This window comes from Paenibacillus harenae, assembly GCF_030812415.1.
Classification (GTDB): Bacteria; Bacillota; Bacilli; order Paenibacillales; family Paenibacillaceae; genus Pristimantibacillus; species Pristimantibacillus harenae_A.
In genome coordinates this window covers 622,306-639,891 of sequence record NZ_JAUSST010000005.1, presented here as the reverse complement: position 1 = coordinate 639,891, position 17,586 = coordinate 622,306, and the positions used below count along the sequence as shown (strand labels likewise).

The 17,586-nt window shown below is 52.7% G+C and carries 12 protein-coding genes and 1 rRNA gene; 1 reads left to right on the top strand and 12 read right to left on the bottom strand.

Going from position 1 to position 17,586, the window contains the following annotated elements; translation table 11 throughout:
* The 8 genes from J2T14_RS20925 to J2T14_RS20890 form a co-directional block, all read right to left on the bottom strand.
* Positions 1-78 (bottom strand): 16S ribosomal RNA (locus tag J2T14_RS20925); the annotation flags it as partial.
* 333 nt (positions 79-411) lie between these two features.
* Positions 412-2,427 (bottom strand): NAD-dependent DNA ligase LigA, encoded by a 2,016-nt coding sequence (gene ligA / locus J2T14_RS20920; RefSeq protein ID WP_307473821.1) that lies wholly within the window; start codon positions 2,425-2,427, stop codon positions 412-414.
* A 45-nt stretch (positions 2,428-2,472) separates the two neighbouring features.
* Entirely contained in the window at positions 2,473-4,806 is a 2,334-nt protein-coding gene (gene pcrA / locus J2T14_RS20915) for a DNA helicase PcrA (protein WP_307473819.1), read from the bottom strand.
* Positions 4,807-5,019: 213 nt separating this feature from the next.
* On the bottom strand, positions 5,020-5,739 hold the full coding sequence (locus J2T14_RS20910) for a heptaprenylglyceryl phosphate synthase (RefSeq protein WP_307473817.1): 720 nt from the start codon (positions 5,737-5,739) through the stop codon (positions 5,020-5,022).
* Between the two features lie 111 nt (positions 5,740-5,850).
* Positions 5,851-6,096, bottom strand: coding sequence for a hypothetical protein (locus J2T14_RS20905; protein WP_307473815.1), 246 nt, complete (start codon positions 6,094-6,096; stop codon positions 5,851-5,853).
* 4 nt (positions 6,097-6,100) lie between these two features.
* The gene (locus J2T14_RS20900; RefSeq protein WP_307473873.1) at positions 6,101-8,623 is read right to left on the bottom strand and encodes a U32 family peptidase; all 2,523 of its coding nucleotides are present in this window, start codon (positions 8,621-8,623) and stop codon (positions 6,101-6,103) included.
* Positions 8,624-8,775: 152 nt separating this feature from the next.
* On the bottom strand, positions 8,776-10,689 hold the full coding sequence (locus J2T14_RS20895; RefSeq protein ID WP_307473813.1) for a stalk domain-containing protein: 1,914 nt from the start codon (positions 10,687-10,689) through the stop codon (positions 8,776-8,778).
* Between the two features lie 57 nt (positions 10,690-10,746).
* Entirely contained in the window at positions 10,747-11,865 is a 1,119-nt protein-coding gene (locus tag J2T14_RS20890) for a S1C family serine protease (protein WP_307208664.1), read from the bottom strand.
* 286 nt (positions 11,866-12,151) lie between these two features.
* Between J2T14_RS20890 and J2T14_RS20885 the strand changes: the two genes are divergently transcribed.
* Entirely contained in the window at positions 12,152-13,120 is a 969-nt protein-coding gene (locus tag J2T14_RS20885; RefSeq protein WP_307208663.1) for a sugar phosphate isomerase/epimerase family protein, read from the top strand.
* Between the two features lie 150 nt (positions 13,121-13,270).
* Here J2T14_RS20885 and J2T14_RS20880 read toward each other — a convergent pair whose 3' ends face one another.
* The 4 genes from J2T14_RS20880 to uvrA form a co-directional block, all read right to left on the bottom strand.
* Entirely contained in the window at positions 13,271-13,492 is a 222-nt protein-coding gene (locus tag J2T14_RS20880) for a hypothetical protein (RefSeq protein WP_307208662.1), read from the bottom strand.
* A gap of 246 nt (positions 13,493-13,738) precedes the next feature.
* Positions 13,739-14,152 (bottom strand): VOC family protein, encoded by a 414-nt coding sequence (locus tag J2T14_RS20875; protein WP_307208661.1) that lies wholly within the window; start codon positions 14,150-14,152, stop codon positions 13,739-13,741.
* Between the two features lie 158 nt (positions 14,153-14,310).
* Positions 14,311-14,691: a VOC family protein gene (locus J2T14_RS20870; RefSeq protein ID WP_307473810.1), complete on the bottom strand. Its 381-nt coding sequence runs from the start codon at positions 14,689-14,691 to the stop codon at positions 14,311-14,313.
* 4 nt (positions 14,692-14,695) lie between these two features.
* Complete coding sequence (gene uvrA / locus J2T14_RS20865; RefSeq protein WP_307473808.1) at positions 14,696-17,581, bottom strand: excinuclease ABC subunit UvrA; 2,886 nt, start codon at positions 17,579-17,581, stop codon at positions 14,696-14,698.
* Positions 17,582-17,586 lie beyond the last annotated feature (5 nt).

The following is a 17,586-nucleotide window of genomic DNA, read 5'->3' as shown; positions in this document are numbered from 1 at the left end:
GGAATAACTCCGCTCGACTTGCATGTATTAGGCACGCCGCCAGCGTTCGTCCTGAGCCAGGATCAAACTCTCCATAATGGTGTTTGACTTGCTCATTACTTAACTAGCAATTTATTGCATTTGTTTGGATTTTGACGTGATCCATTTGTTCAGTTTTCAAAGAACTTGCTGTCACATTTTGTCGTGACAAGAATTTATGATATCAGCTTTCGTCCATCGTGTCAACAGCTTGTTTTACTTTTTATAAAAAGTGTTTCAAGCCGTTTCTCGCAATGCCTCGGAAGCGACAAGAAATAATTTATCACATTGAGAAACAGATTACAACTTGTATTTTTTTACATTTGTGTTCAGTGGATCGAGATGCAAAAGAGGATGTACGACTTATAGTCGAACACCCTCCACTTATAGATGCTATCCTTCTCCCAATAAACGAAGAAGCTCATCTTCATCATCGATAACGGTAACGCCCAGCTCAAGCGCTTTAGTCAGCTTGCTGCCCGCGCTGTCGCCGGCTACGACGAAATCGGTTTTTTTCGATACGCTGCCTGAGATCTTCGCGCCGCAAGCTTCGAGCTTCTTAGCCGCTTCGTCTCTCGACATCGTCGGAAGCGTCCCCGTCAGAACGACGGTTTTGCCGCTAAAAATGCTGTCCTCGCGAACGACGATTGCTTGCTCGGCTTCTGCCTTCACGCCCAGTTCCCTCATACGCGCAATGCTCGCCGCGATGATCGGGTCGGCGAAGAAGCTTACGATGCTCTCCGCTACGATGCCGCCAATGTCGGGCAACGTAACAAGCTCCTCTGCAGTCGCCTGCATAATCAAATCGAGATTGCCATAATGATCGGCGAGCATCTTGGTCGTTGCTTTGCCCGTATTCGGAATGCCAAGCGCGAACAAGAACGATGCCAACTCTCGGGACTTCGACTTCTCGAACGCATCAAGCAGTTTGCGGGCTTTCTTCTCGCCGAAGCGATCGAGCTTAATGAGATCGTCGTATTCCAAAGCATACAAGTCGGCAGGATCGCGTACTTCGCAATCGGTATACAATTGCTCTGCCGTCATCACGCTGAATGTATCGATGTCCATCGCGTCGCGGGAAGCAAAATGCGTAATGCGGCCGATGATCTGCGGCTGGCATCCTAGCTTATTATTGCAGAACAGATGCGCTCCGCGCTGCTCAAGCTCGGTACCGCAGGATGGACAAACGATCGGATAGACAATCTCCGCTCCCGGCTCGTCGTCGGCTTTGCCGAGTATTTCAGGTATGACGTCGTTGGAACGACGAATGATAACCTGCGCTCCTAATGCATGCTTAAGATTCTTGCGTTCTATGTCGCCGATATTGTTGAGCGTACAGTTCTGAACCGTTACGCCTGCCAGCTCAACCGCTTCTACACGCGCTACAGGCGTTATTTTGCCCGTTCGGCCGACTTCCCATGAGACCGACTCTAGAATCGTTGTTGTTTCTTCGGCCTCGAACTTGAATGCGACTGCCCAGCGCGGGAACTTGTCGGTATAGCCAAGGGCCTCCCTTGTGCGCATATCAACTATTTTAACGACAGCGCCGTCGATCAGGAAGTCCAACTTATCACGCTGCTCTGTTATACGAACAAGCTCATCTTGTACCTCTTCAATCGTATCCATATAAGTCACGTAAGGATTAACCTTGAACTTATTGTCTCGCAGGAACTGCTGCATCTCGCGATGATTCTCGAACGAAACACCGTCCGTGTAGCCGACATTATAGAAGAAAGCGTTAAGTTTTCTCTCGGCTGTCACCTTCGGATTCAAGTTGCGCAGCGCTCCAGCTGCCGCATTCCGCGCGTTCTTAAGCGGTTCTACCGCCGTTTCATTGTACTTGGCCAGCACGGACAGCTGCATAATGCCTTCACCCTGCACCTCGACAATACCGTTCGTGAAAGGAATCGTCAACGGTACGGAACGAATCGTCCGAACCTGTGCGAGAATGCCTTCCCCGACCGTGCCGTTGCCACGCGTGGACGCTTGTACGAGCTGCCCGTCCTCATACGTCAAATTAAGCGTCAAGCCGTCGAACTTCAATTCGACGACATAGCTTGGATCGGGGAGAGGCACGACATCGGGATGTTTGGCATTATAGTCGGCGATCGCTTTCACAACGCGTGCGTTCCAAGCAAGCAAATCCTCGATATCCTGCGCTTTGTCCAAACTCCATAACCTCGCGCGGTGGCGGTGCGGTTCGAAGCCGCCAAGCAGCTCGCCGCCGACACGCTGCGTCGGCGATTCCGGCAGCACAACGCCGGAGGACGATTCCAGCGCAACAAGCTCATCGTATAACTTGTCATATTCCGCATCGGCAATCGACGGTTCATCCAAGGTGTAATACTTGTAGTTGTGCTCCGTAATGATCGCGATGAGCTCCTGCATTCTTTCCAATTGAGCGCTCATACAGGCGGTCTCCTCTCCAAATAACACTTCATATCTAAACTTAGTCTACACCTTAGTGATCGGCGCGAAACCTGCCAATAGGCGCTTAATTCCGGTCGGAGCCGGGAAAGCAATCTGCAGTTCCATGTCATTGCCCGTTCCCTTAACGGATACAATGACGCCCTCGCCCCACTTGCCGTGCGCGACGCGGTCGCCAGCGGCAAAGCTGCCTGAGGCGGCTGAGCTTCCGCCAGCCGCTCCGCCTCCGGCCGCCTTGGCGGCATCCAGCGGCGTGCTTACGCGCACGCCGCCTCTGCCGCCTGCCGCGGCCGGTCCGCTCCCCGCCATGCCGGGGGAGCGGCCTCCTGCGCCAGGCGCGCCATAGGCTGGCGCGCGCCCGGCGACAGGGCGGATCGCCGCGCGGGCGAAGCCGCCCGCGGCGGAGGCGCTTTCCCTCACGCTATCCGGGATTTCTTGCAGGAAGCGTGAGGGGAGGTTCGCAGCCGTGCGTCCGAACAACGTGCGCATGCGCGCGCAGGTCAAGTACAGCCGCTCCTCGGCACGAGTTATGCCGACATAAGCGAGCCGCCTTTCCTCTTCCAGCTCCTCGTTATCGGCAAGCGCCCGGCTATGCGGGAATACGGATTCCTCCATGCCGATAATGAATACGATCGGGAACTCCAGTCCTTTAGCGCTATGCATCGTCATAAGCGTAATGGCATCGCTCGACTTCTCCGCCTCTTCCTCGTCCTTGCCCATCGAATCGATGTCGGCAATGAGCGCCAGATCGGTCAAGAATGCGACAAGCGTACGATCCTCGTTGCGCTTCTCGAAGTCCATCGTCACAGAGAGGAACTCGTCGATATTCTCCAGCCGGGCTTTCGACTCCAGCGTATTCTCGCGCTGCAGCTCCATCCGGTATTGCGACAGCTCCAATATTTTCTCCGTCAACTCCGTCACCGACAAATACTCTACCATACGCGTTAAATTATCAATGATGCCATAAAATTCGTTCAGCAGCGTACGCGTACGCCCGTTCACCTCGACATCCCCGAGGTCGGCAAGCACCCGGAATACGGAAGTGCCGCGACGCGCCGCTTCCTCACCAAGCTTCGCAACCGTAGTATCCCCGATTCCCCGCTTAGGCACATTAATAATGCGCACCAAGCTAATATCATCGTCAGGGTTGGAGATCAGCCGCAAGTAAGCGAGCAGATCCTTAATCTCTTTGCGATCATAGAACTTTATGCCGCCGACGATCTGATAAGGAATATCCGACTTGATCAAGATTTCCTCGATAACCCGGGACTGCGCATTCGTGCGATACAGAATCGCGTGATCGGAGAACTTTCGGCCTTTGTTCACATTTTTGCGGATTTCTCCCGTTACGTAGTAGCCCTCGTCATGCTCGGAGTCGGCTTGGTACAGCGCGATGAGATCGCCTGCCCCTTGATCCGTCCACAGCTTCTTCGGCTTGCGGCCCGTATTCAGCTTAATGACCGCGTTGGCCGCGTCAAGAATGTTGGCCGTCGAGCGATAGTTCTGCTCCAGCATGATCGTGCGGGCTTCGGGATAGTCGCCCTCGAAGTTCAAAATATTCGTGATGTCCGCGCCCCGCCAGCGGTAAATCGACTGGTCGCTGTCGCCGACGACGCAAATATTATGATGCTTATCGGCCAGCATGCGGCATAGCATGTACTGGGCTCTGTTCGTATCCTGATATTCGTCGACGTGAATATAGCGGAACTTGTTCTGATAGAAATCAAGCACTTCCGGCTCATCTTTGAATAGCTGGATCGTCATCATGATGAGATCGTCGAAATCGAGCGAGTTGTTGCTTCTAAGCCGCTTCTGGTACTTATCGAATACTTTGGCCACGATGTCCTCGAAAAAATCGCCGACCTTCTCCCCATATCGCTCAGGCGTTATGAGCTCATTCTTCGCTCCGCTGATCGCCGCTTGAACCGCCTTCGGTTCAAACTTCTTCGTGTCCAGGTTCATATCCTTCATGCAGCCGCGAATAACGGACAGCTGATCGGAGGAATCCAAGATGGAGAAGTTGGACGTAAACCCGATCCGGTGAATATCTCTTCGCAAAATACGGACGCACATCGAGTGGAACGTCGATACCCAGATGTCCCGTCCTGCCGGTCCGACGAGCGCGCTCACCCGGTCCTGCATTTCGCGGGATGCTTTATTCGTAAACGTTATAGCGAGGATGCTCCATGGAGCTACCCGCTTCTTCTCGATTAAGTATGCTATACGATGCGTAAGGACGCGCGTCTTGCCGCTTCCCGCGCCGGCCATAATCAGCAGGGGTCCATCCGTCGCTTGAACGGCCTCCCGTTGCGGCGGATTAAGCTTCTGCACCGCTTGCTCGATGCCGATTTGATTCAACATGCTTTTGCTCCTTTGTTCGCATTTGTTCGCCTATTCTCAGTGTAGACAACGACCTGCCGCGTGTCAATTTGAAACCACAACTATTTTAGCAAAATAACCCCATCGTTAATACCAAAAAACGCGTTTACGCAGCTGCTTACTGTCCCGGAAATTTCATGATTAAAAAAAAGGCTGCTCACGCGTCTTCATCGACACATGAGCAACCTCCATTGTTCATCCTTCAAAATTCGCCGCCAGATCGACTTCCCGGACGGCTTCGACCGTAGACAATGCCGCTTCCAGATCGCTGTACACCACATTGCCGACGATTACCGTATGCGCGGCGAGCGCCGCTTCGCGGGCTTTGACCCCATTGTCGATGCCGCCGCCATAGAACAGCCGAGCGCCTTCGATAACCGATTTCGCCCGCTTCACCAGCCGCATGTCGCCGTAGCTGCCGCTATATTCGAGATAGACAACCGGCAGACGCATAAGACGATCCGCCATCCGCACATGCGCGATGAGACCTTCCTCGTCCAGCCCGGTATCCGCTCCGGTCAGCTTCGCCGCGGTTGCTTCGGCGTTCAATATAATATAGCCTTGAGCCGCCGTCGACTCCCATGGAACGAAAGTACCGTACTCCTTCAGCCCTTCGGTCTGACGGCCATTGATCCATTCCGCCCGGTCTGTATTCAATACGATCGGCACGAAGTAACCGTCAAAGCCTGGAACGGCTCCCTCCATCGTCGATACTTCAAGCGCGCAATCGACCTCGTAGCGGCGAATACGCGACATGAGGTCGACCGTATTCTCGAAAGTTACGCCGCTCGATCCGCCCACGATAATCGCATCCGTACCGGACATACAGATCGCTTCAAGCGCCTCGTCGGACAATTCGCGCTCAGGATCAAGCTTAAATACATGCCTCCATCCGGAATACCAAGCACCGTTCATCAATGATTACGCCTCGCTTTATTTTTATAATCGCCCTAAAGCATATATGCTTCTATGCTAAGTCAGGGGGATTAACGTGTCAAACCTTACTCGCGAAAGAACGACGACCGCTTATATCTTTTGCAGCCGCTCTCGAAAATCTGCCTGCAATTGACGATCGCTTTCGCTCGGATCGGCGATTTGGTCCAAATATCGGAGCGCCTCGGCCAAATCCCCTTCTTCATCGTCTATGCCAAATCCAATCAGCCTCGCGAGCGCGCGCAGAGCGGGGTCTTTGCCCACTTCACGCTTATAGGCTTGCATCATTGACCATACAAAAATACCGCCTTCCCTTTGCAGAGAAGACGGTATGCTCATGCCTTTATTTATTGACCAGCTGTCCGCGCGTTACGCCAAGCTGATTCGTTGCTTTCAAGCTGCGCCATACTTGCGTGCCGCTGATCTTGCCGTCCAATGCATCACGGTACAGAGACAGCACCTCCAGCACTTTATCCGGCGTCTCCTCCAGAAACTCGACGCGGAAGTTCGATACGCCAAGTCCGACGAAGTTGCGGATATATTCCGCGCCCGATTGTTCGACGGCGTTGTATACCGTATTGCGGCAGCCCTCGTCAACGCGCACGGGATGCGCCATGCCGATCCGATCCTGCAACGACGCGCGCTGCTCCTCGCAAGGCCTTCCGCAGTTCGTATAGTCCGTCCCTTCGCTCATGAAGGTGCAATAGACGCAATGCTCCGTATGGAACATCGGCAAATGCTGATGAATAACGACTTCCAGCAGCGACGTATCCGAGTTCTCCAGCAGATCGACCATTTGCTGAATGTTGAGATCGTACGAAGGCGTGATGAGATCGATACCCGCTTCGGCGAACAGATTCACCGCTTTGTGATTCGCCACGTTAAGCGAGAAGTCGCCGATCAGCTTCGGAAACGGCTTATCCGGATTAGCTGCGCGGGCGCGCAAATAATAATAGAGCGCTCCCGTGTTGCGGACGAGAACCGCATCGGGCTGCAATCTTAAAATGTTCGCATGGTAGCCGTTCTCGCCCGGCATATGAATGCGCGGCGTCGCAAGAGCAATCGGCTTGCCGGCGGCACGCGCCGCATCCACGGCTGCCGGGAATTGCTTGATAAATTCGAAGTCGGCATAGATGTACGATACATCCGCCTTGATCGCCGCTTCCACCTGCTCCAGACTGCGGCATAACGCCGTCAGCTGCGCGTCTTTGCCGCTGCGCGGAGCAAGCGCGTCCTTGCCCTTAAAGGCATCGGCATGCGCTTTAACCTCGCGCTTGATATAGACAGGCGGCTTCGGACGCTCCCCCGCAAGCTGCTCGACCGCTTCGCGGCGCATCCGGTTAAGCTCTCGAACCGGAACGATCAAATCGCCGTCAAGCTCAACCTCCAGATGATCGAGCTGGTATACGGTTCCGCCTAAACGGCCTAGCTGATCTTCCAGCAGCGCGGCGTCCATCGGACGTTTCATCGCTTGCTCAAGCATAAGTTCGGATGCAATCTCTACCGTCGTACCTTTCTGAACATCGGTCCACCATGTCCGCAGCGGCTCGCCTGCCGTTCCCGTTACTCGTACATGAAGCGGAAACACGCGATAGGGCTTGTCCGTCTCGAAGGTCGCTCTCAGACGCCTGTCCAGCGCCGGATCGTTCGTCTTCCAAACACGGTCGCCGACATGCACCTTGCGCAAGTCGACATCGTTGCGCCCGGAGACAAGTTCGATCAGCGTGCCTTCCTGCGCCTCGCCTTCGATCTTGACGCCTTGGCGGCGAATATCGTAGACGCGGCCGCCTTCTTCCTTCTTCGTCGGATCGCCCGCGTCGAACACGATGCCGTCGCCGCGCTTCACGGGCGCGTCGAGTCGCAGCGTAACGGCATCGCGCATAATGCGCTCCACCCGGCCGAGGTAGACGCCTCGGCTCTTAGGGAACGTCCCTTCAACGAGCTGCTTGTTGTTCGTTCCGCCAAGAAAACCATGCGTGAAGCCGCGCGAGAAGCTTTGCTGCAGCTCACGCACTTCCTCCTTCGACGGCTTCGACAGATCGCCGTCGAAATATTTATCGATCGCCTTCCGATACTTGCTCACGACATTGGCGACATATTCCGGACTCTTCAGTCGTCCTTCGATCTTGAACGACGTGACGCCCGCTTGAATCAGCTCCGGGATAATATCGATCGCCGCCAAATCCTTCGGCGACAGCAAATACGCGATATCGCCCATCGGCTGGATTTCGCCGTCGACCATCAGATCGTACGGCAGCCTGCACGCTTGCGCGCATTCGCCCCGGTTGGCCGAACGCCCGCCCCACATTTCCGAGGTCAGGCATTGACCGGAATAGGAAACGCATAACGCGCCATGCACGAACACTTCCATCGGAAGCTTCGCTTGCTCGCCAATCGTCCGGATCTGCTTCAAGTTATTTTCACGGCCGAGCACGACCCGTTCTATATTGAAAGGCTTCGTGAATCCCACTGCTTCCGGCGACGTAATCGTCATCTGCGTCGATCCGTGAATCGGGAAATCCGGAGACAGCTCGCGAATAAGCTTAACCAATCCAAGATCCTGCACAATAACGGCATCGACGCCAGCATCGATACACATCTCGATCAGTTTCTGCGCATCGCGCAGTTCGTCTTCAAAGACGAGAATGTTGAACGTAAGGAAGCCCTTTACGCCGTACGTATGCAGGAAAGCCATAATTTCCGGCAGCTCCTCGCTGCGGAAATTGTTCGCCCGGGCACGAGCATTAAACTTCTCCACGCCAAAAAATATCGCATCCGCGCCGTTCGCTACCGCGGCGCGCATACATTCCCAATCGCCGGCCGGAGCCAGCAATTCTACATCCGATCTTACTATCGAATCAATCATATTAGCGTTCAATCCCTCACATCCTTTAAAACTGCTGCTATTATCTTATCAAACCGCCCGCAAGTAATCCACCGTACATATATGGCATTGAAAGCCGCACAGCAAAAGACCGGTTCCCGCTTTCGGAAACCGATCTTTTCGTCAAAGCTATTTTAGTTGAAACGTATCGATTGCACCGCTTCCTCTATCCGTTTCATATTGGATTCCGTCGCGTTAGCGCCGTTAATACTGAAAGTATAAATCATTGCGCCCTTCGGCGTATCGAAGACGTAGGTATACTCCGTATACGCGATATCGAAGTTGCCTCCATCCGAGTGAATGACGAACTTATGCGCCGATTTGCCGTTGATCGTAACGTTCGTATTTTCTTTGATCTCCAGTCCCATTTCCTCGCCTTCCTCGGAGTCGACATAGAGCTGAAGCATTTCCTCGAGATCGGCGGCCTTCGATTCCTCGTCGAATTCTATTTGCAGCGATCCGCCTTGGTAGCTGTAGAACACGCTCGTATCGTTGAAATCCTTCGCATAGCCGTACCAAAAAGCCGGAAGCTCAATGGAGTAGCCGTATTCCGTGCTGCGTTTCGTCACCTTCTCGTCGCGGTTGCCTGCCGATGTCGACGTATCTTCCTTATACCCGAAGTTTTTGTCGATGTAAGCCGTATCGATATCTACGCTGCCGATTATGCGGTTAAACGACTGGGTGCTTGTCGCTGCCGTTTTCGCATCGTAGCTGTACGTAATCAAATATTTGTAGCTGCCGGACACGAACATCACTTCTTTATACGCAAACCAATCCTTTTGATCGAATGACATTTCATAGCTAAGCACGATCGCGTTGCCGTCCTGCAGCTTGATCGGAGCGGAAGAGACGTTGCGCAGGTAGCCGCTTACGAAATCGCCCTTAAGCGTGCTTTCGTTGCGCGCCGCCCACTTCTCCAGCGAATCGCCCTCTTCGAGCGAAGTGAAGGAGTATTGGAGATCGTCGTCTTCGCCTATGAAGTAAGGCTCTTCTCCCTCGCTGTCATAGTACCAATCGGCTGGCAGCTTCACAGAAAAGCCGTAGTCTTCGTCAACATAACTGATGAAGCCATCCTTTACCTTCGTAATATCTTTAAGCGCTTTGTCAGCTTTGTCGAAAGACGGCTTGAAGCTGTCGAGCAGATTTTGGTAAGCGTTCAGCGCGGACTTATCGGTCGCTTTGACACCTACAATAATGATGTAGAACGTCTCGCCTTTCTGGATGCCCCGGTATTCATAGAACATCTGGCTGTCCTTTGAGCGCGTAATGATTTTCTCGAAGCTGTTGTCCCCGACTTTAATCGTTCTCTCGTCCAGGGAGTATTCGTCATAATCGTAATAAAGCGACAGCTCTTCGCGCAGCTCGCTGGACGTCAACTCATCTCCAATCGACTCTGTCATAATTATGACTTGCGCGTCTTCCTTCGCGTCTGCCCATCTTACGAAACTTCCGTTGTCGCTTTGGTCTACCTGTACAAGCGCTGCGGGATAATTAAGCGACCAGTCTTGGTAGCTGTCGCCGACCTTCGTCTTGCCGTAATCGGAATCGATCGACGTGCTTCCGCCGCCTGTAGACTGCGCGCGCTCGCCTTTGATCGTCACTTCGCTCGTTTTCTGATCGATCGTGATCTTCGCGCCAAAAGCTTCAACGATAACGCGAAGCGGCACCATTGTTGTGCCCTTAATGACGACAGGCGCTACCGCGACCGTCTTCGCAACGCCGTTCACCTTAACCGTCTTGCTGCCGAACGTAAGCTCAACCTTGCGGTCGTTGTAAGTCAAAGTAATGCCATTTCCGTTCTCCAGCTTCAGAGCCGCGCCGAAGGCGTTCGTAATGATTTTCAGCGGTACCATTGTCGTGTTGCTTGCCACATAAGGAGCTTGAACAACGGTTGGTTTGCCATTGATGCTCACGGTCGCTTTGCCTGATGTCAGCTTAACCTCTACGCTGCTCGCATCCGCTGCAAGAACCGCTGCCGGCAGCAGCGAGATTACGAGAATGACGGCCATTAGCAGGGCGAACATTTTTTGTGTCATGGAATGATTCATGGTTATAATTGCTCCCTCTAAATGTAATTTGTTCTGTGATTGCAGAGCTTAAATAATCTAACCTTTAGCAAGCGTAAGTTTCTTCGTTACGAGGTCGCCGTCGATTTGAAGCATCACTTCGACCTGCTGACCCGGCAAATACGATTTCAACAGCTCGTTGATCTCTACTATAGTAGAGACTTGCTTGCCTGCCACTTTATAAAGCAGCTGGCCGCTTTGAATGCCCGCCTTCTTCGCCGATTCCGAATCGACCGTCTTCACCGTGAGCGGATCGGAGCTCGGAATGCCGATAATCGCCGACCAGCTTTCCTCAAGCTGCAGGCCAAGCGAAGCGCGGTTGACATATCCGTATTTGAAAAAGTGATTCGTTACATAGGTAACGGTATCCGCGGGAATGGAGAAGCCAAGGCTCTCGATGCCTACTTCAACGAACTTCAGCGAATTGATGCCGATAATCTCGCCTTTCATATTAACGAGCGGTCCGCCGCTGTTGCCCGGATTGATCGCAGCGTCCGTCTGCAACAAGTTGTACGCCGACGATATGCTGCGATTCATCCCGCTGAGAATACCGCTTGTCGCCGTGTTGCGCAGCGAGAAATCTACCGGCGTGCCGATCGCGATAACCGATTCGCCGATCGTTACCTTCAGCGGCGAAGGCGCAAGCTTGGCAATTGGAAGCTTCGTCGCTTTGATCTTCACTAGCGCGAGGTCGCTCGCCTCATCGTAGTGCGTGCGCACAGCATCGTATTGCTTCCCATCCGCCGTTACGACGACGAGATTCGTCATTTCATCTACGACATGCGCGTTCGTTACGATCCAGCCGTCCGCACGGATAATAACGCCCGTTCCATGCGCCAGCGCGTACCGCGGGTCGGCTGTGCCGATATCGCTCGGCTTGCCGATTATCGCTACGACCGATGGCGATACTTTCTTAATGACCGACGAGATGTCCGCCGCAGGCGTATAGGAATAAGTGCCCGTCTTGGCGTCGAAGGTTCCCGAACCGCCCAGTTTGCCCGTTAAGGAGCTTGCCTTGACATAGATTTCTCCATTAATGTTTTTGGCGTTCAACACGATCGGTGACGAAGCGCCGCTTCCCGCTGCCCATACTGTTCCTGCTGCGGCTAACGCCCCCAGTACAATCAGGCTGCAAATACGCATCATTCTGCGATTCATACTATTCCCCCCCCTGCTTCCTTCTTTCCATTATGTAGCCAGCAATCTATAAATCTATTGCCAATTGGGAAAATAAGCAATCACGTTTGAATGTAACATGTTTACATAAATCTTACAATGAAAAATAAGACTACCGGCCTATGTCTTCTCTACTCCTCTTGTTTGCTGTGTTATTATGCAATTTTGTCAAATGTGATTGGGCTTATGTGTTGTCCGACTAGAAGTGATATAATGAAGGAGACTTAGAATACTATCCATATGATGGATTCAGGAGGTTATTTTCCAAATGAAATTAGGTGTATTCAGCGTATTGTTTGCACAGAAGTCGTTTGAAGAGGCGCTCGACTATATCGCTTCCAAAGGACTTCAAGCAATCGAAATCGGCACAGGCGGCTACCCGGGCAACGCGCATTGCGACCTTGACGGCCTGCTAGCTGACAGCGGCAAATTGAAAGCGTATAAACAAGCGGTAGAATCGCGCGGACTGATGATCAGCGCACTTAGCTGCCACGCGAATCCGCTTCATCCGCAGAAGGCGATTTCGACCGAGCATGATGAAGTGATCCGCAAAACGATCGAGCTTGCCAACCGTCTTGAAGTATCCGTCGTTAATACGTTCTCCGGCTGCCCTGGCGACCACGAAGACGCTAAATACCCGAACTGGCCGGTTGCGCCTTGGCCTAACGATTATCAAGATATTCTGAAATGGCAATGGGAAGAGAAAGTTATTCCATATTGGTCCGAGATCGGCAAGCTGGCAACCGATGCTGGAATCAAGATCGGTCTTGAGCTTCACGGCGGTTTCTCCGTACATAGCCCGTCCACCCTGCTTCGCCTTCGCGAAGCGGCAGGAAACGCAATCGGAGCTAACCTGGACCCAAGCCATATGTGGTGGCAAGGAATCGATCCCGTGCAAGCCGTTCATATTCTCGGTCGCGCCGGCGCGATTCACCACTTCCATGCGAAGGATACAACGATCGATCCGATCAACGTCAATCACCACGGCGTAACGGATATGCAATCCTACTCTCTCATGCTTGACCGCGCTTGGCAGTTCCGTACGGTCGGCTTCGGTCATGATCTGAAAACATGGGCGGATATCATCAGCGCGCTTCGTCTCGTTGGTTACGACTATGTCGTAAGCATTGAACATGAGGACGGCTTGATGTCGGTTGACGAAGGCTTCACGAAAGCCGTTCAAAATCTGCAGCAAGTACTGATCCGCGAGCCGCTTGGCGAGATGTGGTGGGTTTAATCTAATACGTTTTAATGAAGAAGAAAGAGGCTTGCAGGAATCGTTAACGATTCTTGTACGCCTCTTGTTTATTATGAAAGAGCGAAAAAAAAGAGGCTGTCCAATAAGCGTAATGCTCATCGAACAACCTTCATCTGACAGTCTGACGGCTTAAGCCAACCAGATTTTGAAAATCATTATGTAGTCGATTACCAGGAACAAAGCAAGCGACACAAAAGTAAAGCCGATTGCAAAATAGTTTTTCTTCGGGCGCGTATTCAGCAATCGAATAAACCCGATGAGGATAATAACGGTGAATGCGAGCATGAACCAGTCGAATGTATTAATTTTGCTGGCTTCCTTTGCTGCTTCTTCTGCTGCCAAAAAAAACATGAGGGGACCTCCTTTTATTCGCACGTTGCCTAATATTACTCTATGTTAGCTTCAAGTGGCCGTTGATGCAAGCCTGAAACGCGATTCGTAACAAGTTTGTCACGATTTTTCTCGTAGATTAAATGTCACCGCATAAAAGTCAACCAGGTTTGATGGTTTCTCAATTCCGCCCCGCAAATATAAAATGTCCATCTCTGCCAGTATCTATAACAACACGCGCGCAGAAATCAATGAACCTGCTCTAACCTATTGTTGATTGGGCAAGTTCAACTGCCAGGATACGCCGTACTTATCTTGCACCCAGCCAAACTGCTTGCTGACTGGCGTCTGCGATAAAGGCATCAAGACAGAACCGCCATCAGATAACTTTCTGAACACTTCATCTATCTCTTGATCCGTATCGCAGGTGACGAAAATCGAGATGGCCGGCGTGAATGTAAAAGCATGATTCACACTGCTGTCGATACACATAAACTGCTGCCCTTTCAGCGTAAACAGCGCATGCATGACCGTTCCTTCGTCACCAGGCCCTTCTGCACCATAGCGGATTATGCTTATGACCTCCGACTCATCGAATATCGACACATAGTCGTTCATCGCCGCCTCGGCCTGCCCTGCAAACATGAGAAAAGTCGTCATCTTCTGACTATGACTCGCCATTCCTTCTCCTCCTTAAAATGTGTTACTCATCCTGATGAGAGAAACAAAAACCGCTTCGCCAAAGTGTGAACTCTGTTATCGAAACGGTTCTTTTTTTGCTTATTTTCAACTTAATCGAATAACATAGACTGGCAATCTCAAGCTCCACTGACGGTTGGCTATTCTGTCTGCCACACAATCAAGTGATTGCCGTCCGGATCAAGTAATTTAAAACTTTTTCCTGAACGGCCTTGATCGACAATCGCACCTACGCGAATACCGCTATACTCAAAATATTCATGAAGTTCTTGCACATCTTCACACAAGAAGTCCATCATCGGAATGACTTGCCCGTCCTGCTTCAGCTGAAAGCACTCATCGACGCCAATAAGGGTAATATCGGGACCGCCGGACAACTTCAACTGAGCGTGCCGCTCCGTAATCGTATCGCCATACTCGCAGCCCATATATTTCACATACCAGACAGCCGCTTGCTTCACATCCTTGACGGGAATGCAACAATGCATTGCCGGGTTAGCTTTGGATCGTTGTGCACCCATAGCTTTACTCGGCTGCAGCGCCGACGGCATTCTCCAGTCGCTTATGGAGAGCTAGCGTACGCTCGCGGTCACGTTCCATGATCGGCTTCAAGTATTTGCCGGTATACGATTGCTCCACCTTAACGACCTGCTCCGGCGTACCCGTTGCTACGATTGTTCCGCCGCCATTACCGCCTTCCGGACCAAGATCGATCAAGTAATCAGCCGTCTTAATGACATCCAGATTATGCTCGATAACGAGTACCGACTCGCCGGAATCAACGAGTCTGTGAAGGACCGTAAGCAGCCTGTCGATGTCATCTACATGAAGACCCGTCGTCGGCTCGTCAAGAATATAAAGCGTCTTGCCCGTGCTGCGCCGATAAAGCTCGGCAGCAAGCTTCACGCGTTGCGCCTCGCCGCCCGAAAGCGTCGTTGCCGGCTGGCCGAGCTTCATATAGCCTAAGCCTACATCAAGCAACGTCTGCACTTTGCGATGAATGCGCGGAATGTTCTCGAAGAAGATACAGCCGTCCTCTATCGTCATCTCCAGCACTTCGGCAATGTTCTTGCCTTTGTACTTCACTTCAAGCGTCTCGCGGTTGTAGCGCTTGCCTTTGCAAATCTCGCAAGGCACGTATACATCCGGCAAGAAGTGCATCTCGATCTTAATGATGCCGTCACCTCTGCATGCTTCGCATCTGCCGCCCTTCACGTTGAAGCTGAAGCGGCCTTTCTTATAGCCGCGCACCTTCGCTTCGTTCGTGCTTGCATAGAGATCGCGAATATCGTCGAATACGCCTGTATACGTTGCCGGATTGGAGCGAGGCGTACGGCCGATTGGCGACTGGTCAATATCGATGACCTTCTCCAAATGCTCCAGGCCGCGCATTTCCTTGTATTGGCCTGGACGAACCTTCGCCTTGTTCAAGTCGCGCGCAAGCGTCTTATACAAGATTTCGTTGACGAAGGTAGACTTCCCTGAGCCCGATACGCCCGTTACCGCGGAAAATACGCCAAGCGGAATCTTCACGTTCACATTGCGCAGGTTATTCTCCTTCGCCCCGCGAACCTCCAGCCACTTGTCGTTCGTTGGACGGCGCTCGATCGGCACTTGAATGAACTTGCGTCCGCTCAAGTATTGACCCGTTAGCGAGTTCTCATCGTTCATCACTTCCTGCGGCGTTCCTTGCGCGATAACCATACCGCCATGGATGCCCGCTCCAGGTCCAATGTCGATGATATAGTCGGCAGCCAGCATCGTATCCTCGTCATGCTCGACGACGATCAACGTATTGCCGAGATTGCGCATATGCTCCAGCGTCTGAATCAAGCGGTCGTTATCGCGTTGATGCAAGCCAATGCTCGGCTCGTCCAATATATACAAGACGCCCATCAAGCTGGATCCGATCTGCGTGGCAAGCCTGATCCGCTGCGCTTCGCCGCCGGATAATGTGCCTGCCGCACGGCTAAGCGACAAGTATTCAAGGCCCACATTGACAAGGAAGCCGAGACGGCTGTTGATCTCCTTCAGAATCAGGTTCGCGATCGTCAGTTCCTTCTCCGTTAGCGTTAATCCTTCGAAATAGCGGTTTGCTTCGCCGATCGAAAGCAACGTTACATGCGCAATGTTTTGCGCGCCGATCGTAACAGCCAAGCTTTCCTTCCGCAGCCGCTGTCCCTTGCAGCCGCCGCAAGGCTTGGCGCTCATATAACCTTCAATATGCTCTCTCATCATGTCCGAAGCGGTATCGCGGTATCGCCGTTCCAGGTTGTTGACGATGCCTTCGAACGGTACGTACGCTTCCTTCCGATGACCGAAGTCGTTCTCGTACAAGAAACGAACCTTCTCGCCGCCCGTTCCGTAAAGCAGCTTCTTCAATTGCTCTGGCTGCAGCTCGTCGACCGGCACGTTTTGGGGAATGCCATAGTGCTCGCACACCGCGCTTAGAAACTGCGGATAATAGTTCGACGTGCTTCCTGCCCAGGCAAGGAAGGCTCCCTCTTGAATCGACTTGCTTCCATCCGGCGTAAGCAGGTCCGGATCGACGATCATCTTCGCGCCGAGACCGTCGCATTCCGGACAAGCGCCGTATGGGCTGTTGAAGGAGAACATGCGCGGCGCAAGCTCCTCGATGCTGAAGCCGCATTCCGGACAAGCCAGATTGGAACTGAACAAGAGCTCCTCTTGATCGATAATATCAACGAGCACGCGGCCTTCCGACAGCTTAAGCGCTGTTTCCAGCGAATCCGCAAGCCTGCTGTGTACGTCGGACTTCACGACGATACGGTCTACGACAACCTCGATGCTATGTTTCTTGTTCTTCTCCAGCTCAATCTTCTCGCTCAACTCGCGCAGCTCGCCGTTAACGCGTACGCGCACGAAGCCCTGCTTCTGAATATCGGCCAGCAGCTTCGTATGTTCGCCCTTGCGTCCCGATATAATCGGAGCCAATATCTGAAGCTTCGTTTTCTCCGGATATTCCATAATGCGGTCGACCATCTGCTCGACGGTCTGGGATGCGATCGCGATGCCATGCTCCGGGCAATGAGGCTTGCCGATACGAGCGAACAACAGACGCAAGTAATCGTAAATTTCGGTAACGGTACCGACGGTCGAGCGCGGATTGCGGCTCGTCGTCTTCTGGTCGATCGATATTGCCGGCGATAAGCCCTCTATGGAATCAACGTCCGGCTTCTCCATCTGGCCAAGAAACTGGCGCGCGTATGCGGACAGCGATTCTACATAACGGCGCTGCCCTTCGGCGTAGATCGTATCGAACGCCAAGGATGACTTGCCAGAGCCGCTAAGCCCGGTTAGAACAACGAATTTATCGCGCGGGATCGTGACGTCGATGCCTTTCAGGTTGTGGGCACGAGCTCCCTTAATGACTATTTTGTCGCTTGCCAATCGTT

Coding starts and splice junctions, on each gene's coding strand:
- ligA (WP_307473821.1), bottom strand. CDS start 2,427: ATGAGCGCTCAATTGGAAAGAATGCAGGAGCTCATCGCGATCATTACG.
- pcrA (WP_307473819.1), bottom strand. CDS start 4,806: ATGTTGAATCAAATCGGCATCGAGCAAGCGGTGCAGAAGCTTAATCCG.
- J2T14_RS20910 (WP_307473817.1), bottom strand. CDS start 5,739: ATGAACGGTGCTTGGTATTCCGGATGGAGGCATGTATTTAAGCTTGAT.
- J2T14_RS20905 (WP_307473815.1), bottom strand. CDS start 6,096: ATGAGCATACCGTCTTCTCTGCAAAGGGAAGGCGGTATTTTTGTATGG.
- J2T14_RS20900 (WP_307473873.1), bottom strand. CDS start 8,623: ATGATTGATTCGATAGTAAGATCGGATGTAGAATTGCTGGCTCCGGCC.
- J2T14_RS20895 (WP_307473813.1), bottom strand. CDS start 10,689: ATGAATCATTCCATGACACAAAAAATGTTCGCCCTGCTAATGGCCGTC.
- J2T14_RS20890 (WP_307208664.1), bottom strand. CDS start 11,865: ATGAATCGCAGAATGATGCGTATTTGCAGCCTGATTGTACTGGGGGCG.
- J2T14_RS20885 (WP_307208663.1), top strand. CDS start 12,152: ATGAAATTAGGTGTATTCAGCGTATTGTTTGCACAGAAGTCGTTTGAA.
- J2T14_RS20880 (WP_307208662.1), bottom strand. CDS start 13,492: ATGTTTTTTTTGGCAGCAGAAGAAGCAGCAAAGGAAGCCAGCAAAATT.
- J2T14_RS20875 (WP_307208661.1), bottom strand. CDS start 14,152: ATGGCGAGTCATAGTCAGAAGATGACGACTTTTCTCATGTTTGCAGGG.
- J2T14_RS20870 (WP_307473810.1), bottom strand. CDS start 14,691: ATGGGTGCACAACGATCCAAAGCTAACCCGGCAATGCATTGTTGCATT.